Annotated in this window: 13 protein-coding genes; 8 read left to right on the top strand and 5 right to left on the bottom strand. The window is 66.9% G+C overall.

Annotated features, from left to right (window positions below):
* Window positions 1–85: 85 nt before the first annotated feature.
* Window positions 86–2476: a RelA/SpoT family protein gene (locus LFT49_RS11245; protein ID WP_237428234.1), complete on the top strand. Its 2391-nt coding sequence runs from the start codon at window positions 86–88 to the stop codon at window positions 2474–2476.
* Here the strand turns inward: LFT49_RS11245 and LFT49_RS11240 are convergent.
* From LFT49_RS11240 to LFT49_RS11230, 3 genes are all read right to left on the bottom strand, one after another.
* On the bottom strand, window positions 2357–3130 hold the full coding sequence (locus LFT49_RS11240; RefSeq protein ID WP_237428233.1) for a type IV toxin-antitoxin system AbiEi family antitoxin: 774 nt from the start codon (window positions 3128–3130) through the stop codon (window positions 2357–2359). The two genes, LFT49_RS11245 and LFT49_RS11240, sit on opposite strands and share 120 nt — an antisense overlap.
* Window positions 3131–3229: 99 nt before the next feature.
* On the bottom strand, window positions 3230–4741 hold the full coding sequence (locus tag LFT49_RS11235; RefSeq protein ID WP_237428232.1) for a DUF349 domain-containing protein: 1512 nt from the start codon (window positions 4739–4741) through the stop codon (window positions 3230–3232).
* A 66-nt stretch (window positions 4742–4807) separates the two neighbouring features.
* The gene (locus LFT49_RS11230) at window positions 4808–5626 is read right to left on the bottom strand and encodes a peptidylprolyl isomerase (protein ID WP_237428231.1); all 819 of its coding nucleotides are present in this window, start codon (window positions 5624–5626) and stop codon (window positions 4808–4810) included.
* 229 nt (window positions 5627–5855) lie between these two features.
* On the opposite strand from LFT49_RS11230, the gene hisS reads away from it, so the two are divergent.
* Window positions 5856–7226 (top strand): histidine--tRNA ligase, encoded by a 1371-nt coding sequence (gene hisS, locus LFT49_RS11225; protein ID WP_236798473.1) that lies wholly within the window; start codon window positions 5856–5858, stop codon window positions 7224–7226.
* 28 nt (window positions 7227–7254) lie between these two features.
* On the opposite strand, the gene LFT49_RS11220 is transcribed toward hisS, so the two are convergent.
* Entirely contained in the window at window positions 7255–8508 is a 1254-nt protein-coding gene (locus tag LFT49_RS11220) for an APC family permease (protein WP_237428230.1), read from the bottom strand.
* Between the two features lie 97 nt (window positions 8509–8605).
* On the opposite strand from LFT49_RS11220, the gene aspS reads away from it, so the two are divergent.
* Together aspS and LFT49_RS11210 are read left to right on the top strand one after the other, a co-directional pair.
* Window positions 8606–10405, top strand: a complete 1800-nt coding sequence (aspS, locus tag LFT49_RS11215) for an aspartate--tRNA ligase (protein ID WP_236819585.1) — start codon at window positions 8606–8608, stop codon at window positions 10403–10405.
* A 98-nt stretch (window positions 10406–10503) separates the two neighbouring features.
* Complete coding sequence (locus LFT49_RS11210; RefSeq protein ID WP_237430511.1) at window positions 10504–11313, top strand: GNAT family N-acetyltransferase; 810 nt, start codon at window positions 10504–10506, stop codon at window positions 11311–11313.
* A 20-nt stretch (window positions 11314–11333) separates the two neighbouring features.
* On the opposite strand, the gene LFT49_RS11205 is transcribed toward LFT49_RS11210, so the two are convergent.
* Window positions 11334–12002, bottom strand: a complete 669-nt coding sequence (locus LFT49_RS11205; protein WP_237428229.1) for an acVLRF1 family peptidyl-tRNA hydrolase — start codon at window positions 12000–12002, stop codon at window positions 11334–11336.
* A 53-nt stretch (window positions 12003–12055) separates the two neighbouring features.
* Here LFT49_RS11205 and LFT49_RS11200 point away from each other — a divergent pair, with 53 nt between their 5' ends.
* The 4 genes from LFT49_RS11200 to LFT49_RS11185 all read left to right on the top strand — a co-directional run bounded on the left by LFT49_RS11200 (window position 12056) and on the right by LFT49_RS11185 (window position 15103).
* Entirely contained in the window at window positions 12056–13540 is a 1485-nt protein-coding gene (locus LFT49_RS11200) for a replication-associated recombination protein A (RefSeq protein WP_236798469.1), read from the top strand.
* Window positions 13541–13709: 169 nt separating this feature from the next.
* Window positions 13710–14336: a 30S ribosomal protein S4 gene (gene rpsD, locus LFT49_RS11195; protein ID WP_009357431.1), complete on the top strand. Its 627-nt coding sequence runs from the start codon at window positions 13710–13712 to the stop codon at window positions 14334–14336.
* Window positions 14337–14481: 145 nt separating this feature from the next.
* The gene (locus LFT49_RS11190; protein WP_142133738.1) at window positions 14482–14856 is read left to right on the top strand and encodes a DUF948 domain-containing protein; all 375 of its coding nucleotides are present in this window, start codon (window positions 14482–14484) and stop codon (window positions 14854–14856) included.
* A gap of 16 nt (window positions 14857–14872) precedes the next feature.
* Window positions 14873–15103: a DUF6167 family protein gene (locus LFT49_RS11185; protein ID WP_236798468.1), complete on the top strand. Its 231-nt coding sequence runs from the start codon at window positions 14873–14875 to the stop codon at window positions 15101–15103.
* The last annotated feature ends 100 nt before the right edge of the window (window positions 15104–15203 follow it).

Here is a 15203-nt window from a genome sequence, read left to right as displayed (position 1 = left end):
CCCTTGACTATTCTGTCCCGGTTATAAAAGTCGCCGCCCGGAGGAATAGACTGGGGTAATTAAATCGGTGGTGAGGGGTGCTTCATTGGAAGAACGTTCGGCGTCGGCGCCAACGGCACAGGAAGATAAGAATCCTGCCGGTGTACAAGCCGGTGCGGCAACGCCCGCGCGCCCTGGTTCCCTGGTTCCTGTTGACAATTCAGGATCACGCGCCACGTTCCCCGGCCGCCGTGAACGCACCCGCTCGCGCCTTGCCCGCCTGACCGGCCGCGGCACAGCCACGTACTCTCCCATCCTTGAACCGTTGCTCCGCACCGTCCGCGCCAACAATCCCAAAGAGGACTTCGACCTCATCCAGCGCGCCTTTGACGTAGCCGAGCGCAGCCACCGCGGGCAGAAGCGCAAGAGCGGGGATCCGTACATCACCCACCCCGTGGCCGTGGCAACCATCCTCGCTGAACTGGGACTCAGCGGCACGACGCTGGCTGCAGCGCTGCTGCATGACACGGTGGAAGACACTCCGTACACGCTTGCCGACCTGAAGCGGGACTTCGGGCCGGAAGTAGCAATGCTGGTGGACGGCGTGACCAAACTGGACAAAGTCAGCTTCGGCGAGGCTGCCCAGTCCGAGACGGTCCGAAAAATGGTCGTGGCCATGGCCAAGGACATCCGTGTCCTGATGATCAAGCTGGCGGACCGGCTGCATAACGCCCGCACCTGGCGCTTCGTTTCGGCCGAATCCTCTGCCCGCAAAGCCCGGGAAACCCTGGAGATCTTCGCACCGCTGGCCCACCGCCTGGGTATGAACACCATCAAGTGGGAGCTTGAGGACCTGTCCTTCGCGGCGCTGTATCCCAAGGTGTACGAGGAGATCGTCCGGATGGTGGGGGACAGGACCCCCGAGCGGGAAAAGAGCCTGGGCGTCATCCGCGACCAGATCACGGAGGACCTGCGCGGAGCCCGGATCAAGGCCACCATCACCGGCCGGCCCAAGCATTACTATTCCATCTACCAAAAGATGATTGTCCGCGACAAGGACTTCGACGACATCAACGACCTCATGGGTGTCCGCGTCCTGGTGGACTCCGTCCGGGACTGCTACGCCGCCCTGGGTATCATGCATTCGCGCTGGAACCCCCTGCCCGGCAGGTTCAAGGACTACATCGCGATGCCGAAGTTCAACATGTACCAGTCGCTGCACACCACCGTCATCGGTCCGGGCGGCAAGCCGGTGGAGATCCAGATCCGCACGCATGAGATGCACCGCCGGGCCGAATACGGCGTGGCTGCCCACTGGAAGTACAAGGACCAGCCCAACCGCACCGCCGTGGGTCCCGGAAGTCCCCGCGACGGCGACATGGGGTGGCTGCGGTCCCTGGTGGACTGGCAGCAGGAGACATCGGATCCGGGGGAGTTCCTGGACTCGCTCCGGTTTGAAATCAACGCCCGCGAAGTGTTCGTCTTCACCCCCAAGGGCGAAGTCATGGCACTGCCGGCGGGATCGACACCCGTGGACTTTGCCTACGCAGTCCACACGGAGGTGGGCCACCGCACCATCGGCGCCAGGGTCAACGGCAAGCTGGTCCCGCTCAACAGCGAACTGAACCACGGCGACTGGGTGGAAATCTTCACCTCCAAGGCCGAGGGAGCGGGGCCCAGCCAGGACTGGCAGCACTTCGTCAAGAGCGCCCGGGCACGCAACAAGATCCGGCAGTGGTTCAGCAAGGAACGCCGCGAAGAAGCGATCGACCGTGGCAAGGAACTGCTGACCCGTGCCATGCGGAAGCAGAACCTCCCGCTGCAGCGGCTGATGACGCACGAGGCCCTGGCCGCCGTGGCGGAGGAGTTCAAGTACGCCGACATCTCCGGACTTTACGCCGGCGTGGGCGACGGACACACGTCCGCGCAGTCGGTCATGGAGAAGCTCATTGAAAGCCTGGGCGGCAATGAGAGTGCCGATGATGACGTCGAAGAGGTCAGCATCCCCACCCAGGTCACCAAGGCCCGCTTCTCCGACTCCGGTGTAGTGGTCCGCGGCGTAGGCGACGTCTGGGTCAAGCTCGCGCGCTGCTGCACGCCCGTTCCGCCGGATCCGATCCTGGGCTTCGTGACCCGGGGCTCCGGTGTCTCCGTACACCGGACTGACTGCACGAACATCTCGGACCTGAAGGACCAACCGGACCGGATCGTGGACGTGGACTGGGCGCCAACCCAGTCGAGCGTCTTCCTGGTGGAAATCCAGGTTGAGGCGCTGGACCGCAAGTCCCTGCTCTCCGACGTGACCAGGGTCCTGTCGGACAACCACGTCAACATCCTCGCCGCCAGCGTCCACACCTCCACGGACCGCGTGGCGATCTCAAAGTTCGCTTTCGAGATGGGCGACCCCAAGTACCTCAGCCACGTCCTGAGCGCCGTCCGCCGGATCGACGGGGTCTTCGACGTCTACCGCACCACCGGCAACAAACGCCGGAGCTAGCAGGGCAAGCTTTTCCAGCGCCGCCCGCTTATGCGGCACCCGGGGTGTTGCCTCGATGGCCCGGACCAGGAGGCGCAGCTTCACGTCCTGCTGCGGCCTTGCGAGCAGGCCGGCGAGGGCAGGTACGGCGCGCTCCGATTCCACATGCAGGGCGATATCAAGCGCGGTCCGCAGGGGGCTGGATACCATGAGCCCGCCCAGGCTGATCACATCGAACGGCCCAAGCTTCACTTCATGTAACGTGCAGCCGCGCGTGCTCCGCAGGCTGGACACCCTCCGCTTGGCATCCACCAGCAGGGCCAGGCGGTCAGGCTCAGCCGCACAGCCGTAGATCCAGGCCGCCGTCATCCGCCCGGCAACAACGCGCTGCCGTATTGCCGCCGGTACAGCCCCTGCCGCTGCCCTTGCACGCAGTTGAGGGGACGCAGGGATTCCGGGAAGCGTATAGCCGTGCTGATGGAAACGGGCCAGCAGGCCGTCCGCTGCGAGGGACTGCAGTTCCGGACCGGCGAAGGGGCCGCCGGGAGCATAAAGCTCGGGAAAGCGGGGCGCTGCGCCGGCTTCCGCCGGGTTTTCGCGGCAAGCCGCACGGGAAACTGGCGGGCCGGCTGCCCTGCCTGCCCCGGCGGCGGATGGAGTTGGAGGAGTGGCCATAGCCCCATCCTGCCCGGGACGCCCTTAAGCGGCACAGGCCCCGCCCGGTTTATGTGGATAACCGGAACGGGGCCTGCGCCCGTCAGCTCAACGGGTTGTTCAGGACAGCTCGCTGGCGGAGCGCTGGATCTGGTCGAGCCAGGCCTGGCGCGCCTCAAGGGCTTCCTGGGCAGCCTTGATCTTGCGCTGGTCGCCGCTCTTCTCTGCCTTGGCGAGGTCTTCCTGGAGCCCGGCAATGGCGGACTCCAGCTGGGACAACGCGCTGTTGGTGCGTGCCTTGCGCTCAGGGTTGGACCGCTGCCACTGCTCTTCCTCGGCGTGGCGGACGGCGTCCTCCACCTTCCGCAGTCCGGCCTCGATCCGGCCCATGTCCGCCCGCGGCACCTTGCCGGCCTCTTCCCAGCGGTCACGGATGGACTGCAGGGCCTTCTTGGCCGCGGCGAGGTCCTTAACCGGCAGGATGGTGTTGGCCTCGGCCAGCAGTTCTTCCTTCACGGTAAGGTTTGCGGCGTATTCCTGGTCGATCTCGTCATTGGCGGCCTGGCGCGACGTGAAGAAGACGTCCTGTGCGGCGCGGAAGCGTGCCCACAGCGCGTCATCGTCCTTGCGGCTGGCACGCGGCGATGCCTTCCACTGGTCCATCAGCCGGCGGTATTCCCCGGCGGCGTAGCCCCAGTCCGTCGAGGTGGACAGGGCTTCAGCTTCGGCAATCAGCTTCTCCTTGGCAGCCTTGGCCGCAGAGTTGTTGCTGTCCAGCTGGGAGAAATATGCCCTGCGGTGGCGGTCGAAAACGGTGCGGGCAGCACGGAACCGCTTCCAGAGGGCGTCTTCGTTGCTGCGGCCCAGCCGGACGCCGCTCTTCTGGGCGGCTTTCCAGTTTTCGAAAAGCTCGTTCATGCGGGCGCTGGAGGTCTTCCACTGTGTCTGGGCGGGATCCTGGCCGGAAATCTGCTCCGCCTCGGCAACAATGGCTTCACGCGTTGCGAGCTCGGCGGCCCGCACGGCGTCGTGCTCTGCTTTCTCGGCCTTTTCCAGCTCCGCGATCTGGCCGGACAGCTTATCCAGGCGCGCTTCCGCAGCCCGGAGGTCGCCCACCATGTTCCGCTCGGCAAGCTGCTCATGCAGGTGCGTCACCGTCTTCTGCATGTCGGTGCTGGGGGCCTTGGAGGTGACCCGCTGTTCCAGCAGAACGATCTGAGCCACGACGTCGTCGTACTTCCGCGCAAAGTACAGCAGGGCTTCGTCGTCGCTGACGCCGGGGTACTGGCCCACGGGGTGCTCGCCGTCGTCGATCTTCAGGTAGACGTGGCCGTCGCCCTCCACCCGGCCCCATTTGGACGCCTCGGCGACGGAGGTGCTGGGTGCGGCAGGAGACGGTGCGGCGGCGGGTGCGGCCGCGGCCGGCTTGGGCCGGGAGGCGAAAGCGGCAGGAGACGGTGCAGACGGCCGGGGCCCGGGGGCCGGCGCAGCCGCCGAGGGCGCTGCGGGAGCCTCGGGCGCGGCAGATGACTGCTCGGCATTCGCATCAGGACCGGTACCTTCGCCGGCGGCGGGGGCCGCCGTTTCGGTCAGGTCTGTTGCTGTTTCGTCGGATTTTTGACTGTCTGTCACCGCTAAAAGTCTTTCGCTTGGAGGGAAATACTCACGTACTCACCGTGGCCAGTCCGGCCCGGCTTCCTACTTCAGAGAAAACGAGTCTATCGTGACTGGTTGTTTTGGCGCGCCGTCCGTGTCGCTGGCTCCCGGTGTGATTCCTGCGGCCGCGATGGTGGAGACGACGTCGAGCCCGGAGGTGACCTTTCCTACAACGGTGTAGCCCCCGGCGGCATCCGCCGGAATGACCGTGTCCTTGTAGACAATAAAGAACTGTGTCCCGTTGCCGTACGCGTTGTTGCCTGTGCGGGCAACGGCGATGGTGCCGGCAGGGTAGGTGTTGTTAGCCGGGGTGTTCTCGAGCGGACCCCACGTGTAGTTCGGGTCGCCCTGCCCGTCTCCCTTGGGGGAGCCGCACTGCAGGACGCCGAACTTGTCTGCGGTGGTCAGCCGGTGGCACGTCTTGCCGTTGAAATAGCCTTCGTCGCTGAGGGACTTGAACACGGCGGCAGCCTGCGGGGCCTTGGTCCCGTCCACTTCCACGCCCAGCGGGTTGCCGTTCAGCAGCAGCTGGCCGGAGAACGTCTTGCCGGCCGCCGTATCCGCAGCTGGGATGTTCGGTCCATTCGTTGCCGGCGCGGAGGGTGTGGGGGAGGAGCTTGGGGAAGCGGAGGGCTCCGTCAATCCCGCCTGCGCAGCAGCGTATTCGGCTTCCGTGGGATTGCCGGCGAACGCGGTGAGTTGGAGGACGACGGCGAGCACCACGGCGGCGGCCCCGGCACCGGCGGCCACGAGGTTGTCGCGCTTCCGCCGCTTCTCCTGGCCGCGCCGGAGCTCACGCTTGGCCTCCATTTGCTGGATGCGCCGTTTTGCTTCGCGTGCACTGCGTGAACTGGCCGCCAAGGGTCCTCCTCGTCGTCGGGCTGCTGGTGCCCGGCGGTTGGCCGCGGGGCGCAGGTGTCAGGGGCCAGGCTTCGCGGGTCCGCTGCATTAGAGATGCACAGGGATGCCGCATAAACTGGCTGCCGCACATAGTTTATGCATGGCTGGCTGTGCTGCCGCCGCATGCCGTCTTAACGGGCGCGGGCCGGCAGTTCCGGCGCCCCTTCCATTCCTAAGGAGAACCTTCCCCATGGCACGCACCGCCTCCCTGTCCGGATTCCCCGAGTGGCTTCCCGAGGAACGGCTGGTGGAGTTGCATGTGCTCGATACCCTGCGCCGGGTTTTTGAGCTCCACGGTTTTGGCTCGATCGAGACCCGAGCGGTGGAGACGGTGGGCCAACTGCTCCGCAAGGGGGAGATCGACAAGGAAGTGTACGGCCTGAGCCGGCTGCAGGAGGATGAGAGCGAGAACCCCGTCAAAGGCGGAAAGGCCGACCCGCACGCACTTGCCCTGCACTTTGACCTGACGGTTCCGTTCGCCCGGTATGTCGTGGAGAACGCGGGCTATTTGTCTTTCCCGTTCCGCCGTTACCAGATTCAGAAGGTGTGGCGCGGGGAACGGCCCCAGGAAGGACGGGCCCGCGAGTTCACCCAGGCGGACATTGACGTGGTGGGCGACGGCGAGCTTCCGTTCCGCTATGACGTCGAGATCGCGCTGGTCATCGCCGAGGCACTCAGCGCCCTGCCCATCCCCGACTTCCGCCTGCGCATCAATAACCGCAAGCTGGCTGAAGGGTTCTACCGCGGCATTGGACTGGAAGACACCGCAGGCGTGCTGCGCAGCATCGACAAGCTCGAAAAGGTGGGCCCCGCCAAGGTGGCCGAACTGTTGAAGAGCGAACTCGGAGCGTCCGACGAACAGGCGGCCAAGGCCTTGCAGCTGGCGGCCATTCGCACCGAGGACACCTCCTTCGTGGCCCAGGTCCGGGCCTTGGGCGTCAGCAACGAACTGCTGGATGAAGGCCTGGACGAACTGGAGCAGGTCATCGATGCCGCCGTCCAGCGCGCCCCGGGCAAGGTCCTGGCGGATCTCAGCATTGCCCGCGGCCTGGACTACTACACGGGCACGGTGGTGGAAACGGTGCTGGTGGGCCACGAGCAGCTGGGCTCGATCTGCTCCGGCGGCCGTTACGACGCCTTGGCATCGAAGGGAAACCGCAAGTTCCCGGGCGTCGGCCTCTCCATCGGTGTCACCCGCCTGGTGTCCCGGATCCTGAGCCAGGACCTGGCCAAGGCTTCCCGTTCGGTTCCCACCGCCGTCCTGGTGGCCCTGAACCAGGATGACAGCTGGGGAGCGGCCCAGGACGTTGCCGCCCTGCTGCGCAGCCGGGGGATCCCCACCGAGGTTGCGGCGAAGGCGGACAAGTTCGGCAAGCAGATCAAGTTCGCGGACAAGCGGGGGATCCCCTTCGTCTGGTTCACCGACGAGGACGGCACCCACCAGGTCAAGGACATCCGCACCGGCGAGCAGGTGCTGGCCGCTCCCGAAACCTGGATGCCGCCGCTGGAGGACCTGACCGTGCAGGTTGAAACGACCGCGACTGCACCGGCTTCGGTGTAGCCCGGGAACCTAAGGCGGGGGCTGGTACCTACGCCTGGGGCTGGTGCTGCCGGAAGCGAAGCACCAGCCACCGTCCGGCCACCCCTGCCGCCAGGACCACCGCCATGGTCAGGAGGGACGCTGCCGGCAGCGTGAAGGCGAGTACGACGCACCCCAGGAACCCGACAGCGTTGAGCCAGCGTGGAGCGTACCCGGGGTGTGCCGCGAGCGTGAAGGCGGAGGCGTTCGCTATCGCGTAGTAGACCAGTACACCGAAGCTTGAGAAGCCCACCACGGTCATCACGTCAGTGGTCAGCAGGAGCAGGATGACGACGGCGGCCACGGCCAGTTCCGCGACGAACGGAACGGTGTGGCTGCCGCCCACCTTCGCCAATGGTCCGGGAAGATCCCGTTCCCTCGCCATGGCCAGCGTTGTCCTGCCCACCCCCGTGATAAGTGCGAGAAGGGCGCCCAGGCATGCGGCCGCCGCTCCGGCCTGCACCAGCGGCGCACCCGCGGCAAGGCCTGATTCCAACACCGCGTCCAGCAGGGGTGTCCGGGTGGCGGCAAGCCGGTCACCGAGGTGGGCCTGCAGGAGCAGCGCCAGCACCAGGTAAATGGCAAACGCGGCCGCCAGGGCCGCGAGGATGGCCCGCGGTATGGCCCGGGCCGGGTTCCGCACCTCTTCGCCCAGGGTGGCGATCCTGGCGTAGCCGGCGAAGGCGAAGAACATCAGTCCGGCGGCGGGCAGCACGCCGGCCTCACCTGCGGACGGAGCCCCTGCCGTTTCCGTCGCAGGGTGCGGCCCCAGCACTGCTGCGACGGCAACGAAGACCAGTGTTGCCAGGACCATGCACAGCAGGATCCGGGTCAGCAGGGCGGTCCTGGTGATGCCCAGCAGGTTGACGCCGGTCAGCACCACGACGGCGGCGATGGCCACCGGAACAGCAATAGCCGGGGCCACGTAACTGCCGAACGTCAACGCCATGGCGGCGCAGGAGGCGGTCTTGCCCGTGACAAAACCCCAGCCGGCCAGGAAGCCGGGCCATTCGCCCAGTTGCTTGCGGCCATAGATGTACGTTCCGCCACTGGTGGGATACTTTGCGGCGAGGGCTGCGGAAGCCACCGCGTTGCAGTACGCCACGACGCCGGCGACCACCACGGCCAGGACCAGCAGGTTCCCTGCCAGGGCGGCGGCAGGGGCGAACACCACGAACACGCCTGCGCCCAGCATGGAACCGAGTCCAATGGCGGTGGCATCAAAGGTCCCCAGCCGGCGCTGCAGCTGCTGTGGTTCGCTCATGCGGCGGCAGTCCCTTTCCAGCGGGTAAACTCGGACGGGATCGTTCCCGCAACGATCATATTGAACTTCCCCCTGTTTTCCCGCAGAAAGGCGTGCTGTGCTGCGCACACATGACCTCGGATCCCTTCGCTCCGAGCACATTGGACAGACCGTAACCCTGGCCGGCTGGGTGGCCCGCCGTCGTGATCACGGTGGTGTGGCATTCGTGGACCTGCGCGACGCTTCAGGCGTGGCGCAGGTGGTTGTCCGTGAGGAAGAAGTGTTCCACGGGCTGCGCAACGAGTACGTCCTGCAAATCAAGGGCACGGTGTCCCGGCGACCGGAGGGCAACGAGAACCCTGCGCTGGCCACGGGTGAAATCGAGGTCATCGCCGAGGACGTCACCATCCTGAACACCTCGGACCCGCTGCCGTTCCAGATTGACGAGCATGTGGAGGTCGGCGAGGAAGCCCGCCTGAAGCACCGCTACCTGGACCTGCGCCGCCCCGGCCCCAGCCGCAACCTGCGCCTGCGGTCAGAGGCCAACCGGGTGGCGCGCGAGCTGCTCCACCAAGAGGGCTACGTTGAGATCGAGACGCCCACGCTGACGCGCTCGACGCCGGAAGGCGCCCGCGACTTCCTGGTTCCGGCACGCCTGGCCCCGGGTTCCTGGTACGCCCTTCCGCAGTCACCGCAGCTTTTCAAGCAGCTGCTGCAGGTGGGCGGCTTCGAGAAGTACTACCAGATTGCCCGCTGCTACCGTGACGAAGACTTCCGCGCGGACCGGCAGCCGGAATTCACCCAGCTGGACATCGAGGCCAGCTTCGTGGACCAGGACGACATCATCCGGATGGGCGAAAACATCGTCAAGGCCGTATGGCAGCTCATCGGCGTCGACATCCCCACGCCCATCCAGCGGATTACCTACGCCGATGCCATGGCACGGTTCGGCTCGGACAAGCCGGACCTTCGGTTCGGCCAGGAGCTCACCGAGTTGACTGAGTTCTTCAAGGACACCAGCTTTGGGGTGTTCAAGGCGCCGTACGTCGGCGCCGTGGTGATGCCCGGCGGCGCCTCGCAGCCGCGCCGCACCCTGGACGCCTGGCAGGAATGGGCCAAGCAGCGCGGCGCCAAGGGCCTGGCCTACGTGCTGTACAAGGAGGACGGCGAACTCACCGGTCCTGTGGCCAAGAACCTCACGGACACCGAGCGCGCCGGCCTGGCCGATGCGGTTGGCGCCAAACCGGGCGACTGCATCTTCTTCGCCGCAGGCGAGAAGACCCCGTCGCGGGCCCTCCTGGGTGCTGCCCGCGTGGAGATCGGCCACCGCACCGGCCTGATCGACCCCACCGACTGGGCGTTCTGCTGGGTAGTGGACGCCCCGATGTTCGAGCCCGCCGCCGCCGCAGTCGCCTCTGGTGATGTGGCTGTCGGGGGAGGGCAGTGGACGGCTGTCCACCACGCGTTCACCTCGCCCAAGCCGGAATTCCTGGATACCTTCGACAAGGACCCGGAGTCGGCACTGTCCTACGCCTACGACATCGTCTGCAACGGCAACGAAATCGGCGGTGGCTCCATCCGTATCCACCAGCGTGAAGTGCAGGAGCGGGTCTTTGAGCTGATGGGCCTGGACAAGGAGGACGCGCAGACCAAGTTCGGCTTCCTGCTCGAAGGTTTCAAGTACGGTGCGCCTCCGCACGGCGGCATCGCGTTCGGCTGGGACCGTGTTGTCTCGCTGCTGGCCGGGGTGGAGTCGATCCGCGACGTCATCGCCTTCCCCAAGTCCGGCGGCGGCCATGACCCGCTCACCGAGGCCCCGGCCCCCATTACGCCGCAGCAGCGCAAGGAAGCAGGCGTGGACTTCAAGCCGGAGGCCAAAAAGCCGGAAGAGAAGAAGAAGCCCGAAGACCAGCAGTAGTACCCGCGGCCTGGGGCCGCAACGCAGCAGGAGGTTCCCCGGTCCGCCGGGGAGCCTCCTGCTGTTAAGGAAGGAACAACCTCGTGGCCGTAGGCGATATGCAGCCCCCACCCCCGAATATTGAAACTACCGCCCTCGAATCCGCCATGGACGCCGCCTGGCCCGCCCTGGAACAGGACGCTGCCGGCGGCTGGATCCTCCGGGCGGCGGAAGGTGTTACGCAGCGGGCCAACTCCATCTGGCCGCGGGACGCCGCGCAGCACCTGGGCGAAGAGCTTCCCGCGCTGCTCCGCCGGGCTCGGTCCTGGTACCGCAGCCGCCGGCTTCCGGTCATCTTCCAATTGTTTGAGGGCCCGGATGCGGCCGCGCTGCACGGACTTCTTGATGCGGAGGGCTTCACCCGCCAGTCCGAGACCATGGTCATGACCCGCAGCGCCCTGCACGTCCCCGCTCCTGCAGCCGAGCCGGGCACTCCGGCTGTTGAACTCTCACCGAAGCCATCGAAGGACTGGCTGCGGGTCTGGTGGCAGGTGGACGGCCGCGGCGGGGAGGACGCCATGGCCGTCGCCCAAAAAATCCTTGAAGGCTGCCCCTCCGTTTATGCCCTGGTGCGGGACGACGGGGGCCGGCCGGCCGCCGTCGGGCGCCTTGCGCTTCCCAGCGGCAGCCACTTGGGTGGCCTGTACTGCATGGCCACCCTGCCGGAAGCGCGTCGCCGCGGGTTCGCCGCAGCGGTCCTCGACTCGCTGCTGCAGGCCGGCAACAGCCGGGGCGTGGCGGGCTTCTGGCTGCTGGTGACTGCGGCGAACCACGGCGCGCAGGAGTTGTACGCCAAGGCCGGGTTCAAGGAAGCCGGCCGCTACCTGTACCGGCAGGAACGGCCCCGCCGGGCGCCCACCGGCTGCTGAACCGTCATGGCCGAAGCACTTTACCCGGGCAGATCCGCTACGGTGATCCGCACCGCGCAGGCGTCGGCTGCGGCCTTCTTCACCACGGCGGCCCTGGGTTCCGGCACGTCGAGGTATGCGAGGCGGGGGAGCTGCGCATAGTCCCGGAGAACTGGTTCGGCGAGGACCAGGTCCGCCAGTGTCCTGTCGCCGCCCGGCACGAGATATTCGAAGGCATGCCCGGCGAAGACCAGCCCTGCCTGTTCCGCCACGGCAACCACCAGGGCATCAGCCTGGTTGGAGCGCCGGCGGGCAAAGCGCTGCTGGGACTGGCCGCCGGCGGCCGTGCGCGACTGGACGTACCGGGTTCCCGCTTTTGACGCGAGCAGCGTACCTTCGCTTGCCACCCCGACGCCGTAGCCGCCCCGCCGGACCAGCAGCAGTCCCAGCCGGCGGGGCTGGGAGGCAAGGGCGGCCAGCCGCTCCAGCGGGCCGGCGCCGCGACCCGGCCGCCCATCTGCCGGCCACGGTGCCTGGAGGAGGGCCACGGTGCCATCGGCCGCCACAAGGCGGAGGCCGTCGTCGTCATCCTGCAGCCGGTATCCGCCGTGCGAGGCGCCGAACCGTTCAGCCCAGCCCGCCAGCCGGGCGCCTGAGACGAAGGCGGTCCGGACGGAGGGCGGTCCGCCGGCAGAAGCAGGGGAAGGCATGGGGCATCCTTGGGGCGGAGAAAGCAGCGGTTGACTGGAAGTAGCCTATCTATGTGGATGATCTCTTCGGCAACGGGCCAGAACATGACGACGACGAGGGTCCCGTCGCCGGGGCAGGCAACGGTTCCCGGGGCAACAGCGCGCGCGGCCAGGGCTCGCCCCGCAGCCCCCTCGCCGTAAGGATGCGGCCCCGCACCCTCGATGAGGTGGTGGGCCAGCAGCACCTGCTCGGCCAGGGCTCGCCGCTGCGCCAACTGGCAGCCGGGGCAGGCGCCGACGCAGCCGGTCCGGCCGGACCCAGTTCCCTGATCCTTTGGGGTCCGCCGGGTACCGGCAAGACCACGCTCGCGCACGTCATTGCCCGCGGTCCCGGCCGCAAGTTCGTGGAACTGTCCGCCATCACTGCGGGCGTCAAGGATGTCCGCCGCGTCATGGACGACGCCCTCACCGCGCGGGACCTGTACAAGACCACCACGGTGCTGTTCCTGGACGAGATCCACCGCTTTAACAAAGCCCAGCAGGACGCCCTGCTGCCCGGTGTCGAAAACCGCTGGGTGGTCCTCGTGGCTGCCACCACCGAGAACCCTTCCTTCTCGGTGGTCTCGCCGCTGCTCTCCCGCTCGCTGCTCCTCACGCTCAAACCCCTGACCGACGCGGACATCGAGGGCCTGCTGGTGCGGGCCGTGGAGGATCCGCGGGGGCTGGGCGGCAAGGTCCGGCTCAGCGACGAGGCGCTGGAGCACCTGGTCCGGCTCTCGGGCGGGGACGCCCGCAGGGCGCTCACGGCACTGGAAGCCGCGGCGGGTGTCGCTTTCGGTGACGCGGACGACGTCGAACGTTCCGTGGCGGAGGAAGGCGCACCTGGTGGGCCGGCCGCCGAAGCGCCTGTCGCCCTGGAGCCCGTCGTTGTGGAGTTGCGGCACACCGAGCGCGCCCTGGACGCGGCTGCCGTCCGTTATGACCGCGCCGGTGACCAGCACTACGACGTGGCCAGCGCCTTCATCAAATCCATCAGGGGCTCGGACGTGGATGCGGCCCTGCATTACCTCGCCCGGATGCTCGAGGCGGGGGAGGACCCGCGGTTTGTTGCCCGCAGGATTGTCATCTCCGCAGCGGAGGATGTGGGCATGGCCGACCCCACCGCCCTCCAGACGGCCGTCGCAGCGGCCCAGGCCGTGCAGCTTATTGGCATGCCCGAGGGCCGGATCATCCTGGCCGAGGCCGTGGTCCACCTGGCCACCGCACCAAAGTCCAATGCCGCCTACATGGGCATCAACAAAGCGATCGCCGATGTGCGCGCCGGCCTGGGCGTGGGGATTCCCGCGCACCTGCGTGACGCGCACTATCCCGGCTCCAAACAGCTGGGCCATGGCGTGGGCTACAAGTATGCCCACGACGCACCGCACGCCGTGGCTACCCAGCAGTACCCGCCGGATGACCTGGTGGGCCGGGACTACTACCAGCCCACCGGCAACGGTGCGGAACGGGACATTGCCCAGCGGCTGGAGCGGCTGCGGAGGATTGTCCGGGGCAAGTAATCGCGTGGTAAGCTGACTCTTTGTCTGGCAAGGCACGGACGCACAATCTCCCCAATTTACGTTGGACAGGTTATGCCCTGCGCCCAGTAGCAAAAGGCAGCGGTTGGCCGATGCTCTCCATCGTGGAGGCCAGTAACACTGACACACCGCAGATATTGGAAGGACACAAGTGGCTAACAACACTCGTGCTCGCCGTCAGGCCCGCCTCTCGCGGTCCCTCGGCATTGCTCTGACCCCCAAGGCCGCCAAGTACATGGAGCGCCGCCCGTACGGCCCCGGTGAGCATGGCCGTGCCCGCAAGAAACAGGACTCCGACTACGCCGTTCGCCTGCGTGAAAAGCAGCGCCTGCGCGCCCAGTACGGCATCCGCGAAGCACAGATGACCCGTGCCTTCGAAGAGGCCCGCCGCACCAAGGGCCTGACCGGTGAAAACCTCATCGAACTGCTCGAAATGCGCCTCGACGCCCTGGTCCTGCGTGCCGGCTTCGCCCGCACCATCGCCCAGGCCCGCCAGCTGGTTGTGCACCGCCACATCATGGTTGACGGCGTCCGCGTTGACCGTCCGTCGTTCCGCGTCGGCGAGGGCCAGCTGGTCCACGTCCACAGCCGCAGCGAAACCATGGTTCCGCTCCAGGTTGCCGCAGCCGGTGCCCACCGCGACGTCCTGCCTGCCGTTCCGGCCTACCTGGACGTCAAGCTGGAGGCCCTGCAGGCACGCCTGGTCCGCCGCCCCAAGCGCTCCGAAATTCCCGTGACCTGCGAAGAGCAGCTCGTCGTCGAATTCTACGCACGCTAAATCCCAGCAGCGTATCCAAAGAAGCCCGTGGCAAGCGCCGCGGGCTTCTTTGTATGTAAGGTACTTGGGGGACATCTGCGCAACGGGCCTTCCGTGCATGCCGCGGATGGGGCCCCACCACGGAATTTCAAGGAGATGAACGTCTATGTCTGGTGGCGATATTGCCGGCCTGATCGCTGCCGGGGTGTTCGCGCTCCTGGTCCTGCTGCTTGCGGTCCCCATCCTGAAGCTGGGGAAGGTCTTTGACGAGATGCGGACTACCATCCGCTCCCTCAGCGACGGCGCCACGCCACTGATGGATGAGGTCACCGCAACTGTTTCCACCACCAACCAGCAGTTGAAGAAGGTGGACGGGATCTCATCCAACGTCTCGGACGCGTCCGCCAACATCTCCGCCCTGTCGTCGCTGGTCGCCGCCACCGTGGGTTCCCCGTTGATCAAGGTTGCCGCGTTCAGCTACGGCGTGCGCAGCGCCTTCGCCAACCGCCGGAAGCCCGCTGCAGGCCGCCGCAGCCGCTAGATTCGAAAAGAAGACCATGAAAAGAATTGTGTGGATGGGAATCGGCGTGGCCATTGGCGTCATCGCCTTCCGTAAAGTCAGCCAGGCGCAGTCCAGCCTCGGGCCGGAAGGCCTGAACCGTGCAGTGGGCCGGTTGGCCGACGGCGTTTACGACTTCGCCGACGCCGTGCGTGCAGGGATGCATGAACGCGAAACCGACTTGAGGACCGCCCTGGGCATCGAGTCCGCGGAAGTTGTTCGCCGCTAGCCCGGAAGGGCATATAGCGCCGGCAGCCAGTCAACAACCGGCAGGAACCCGATCCGGGAACCCGCCACCTGAACGAAATATCCGTGCCGCCCTGCGGTGC

The organism is Arthrobacter sp. FW306-06-A (assembly GCF_021870055.1).
In the GTDB taxonomy this organism is placed as follows: Bacteria; Actinomycetota; Actinomycetes; order Actinomycetales; family Micrococcaceae; genus Arthrobacter.
Note: the sequence above shows the minus strand (reverse complement) of the source record. Positions and strands in the feature narration are given on the sequence as shown.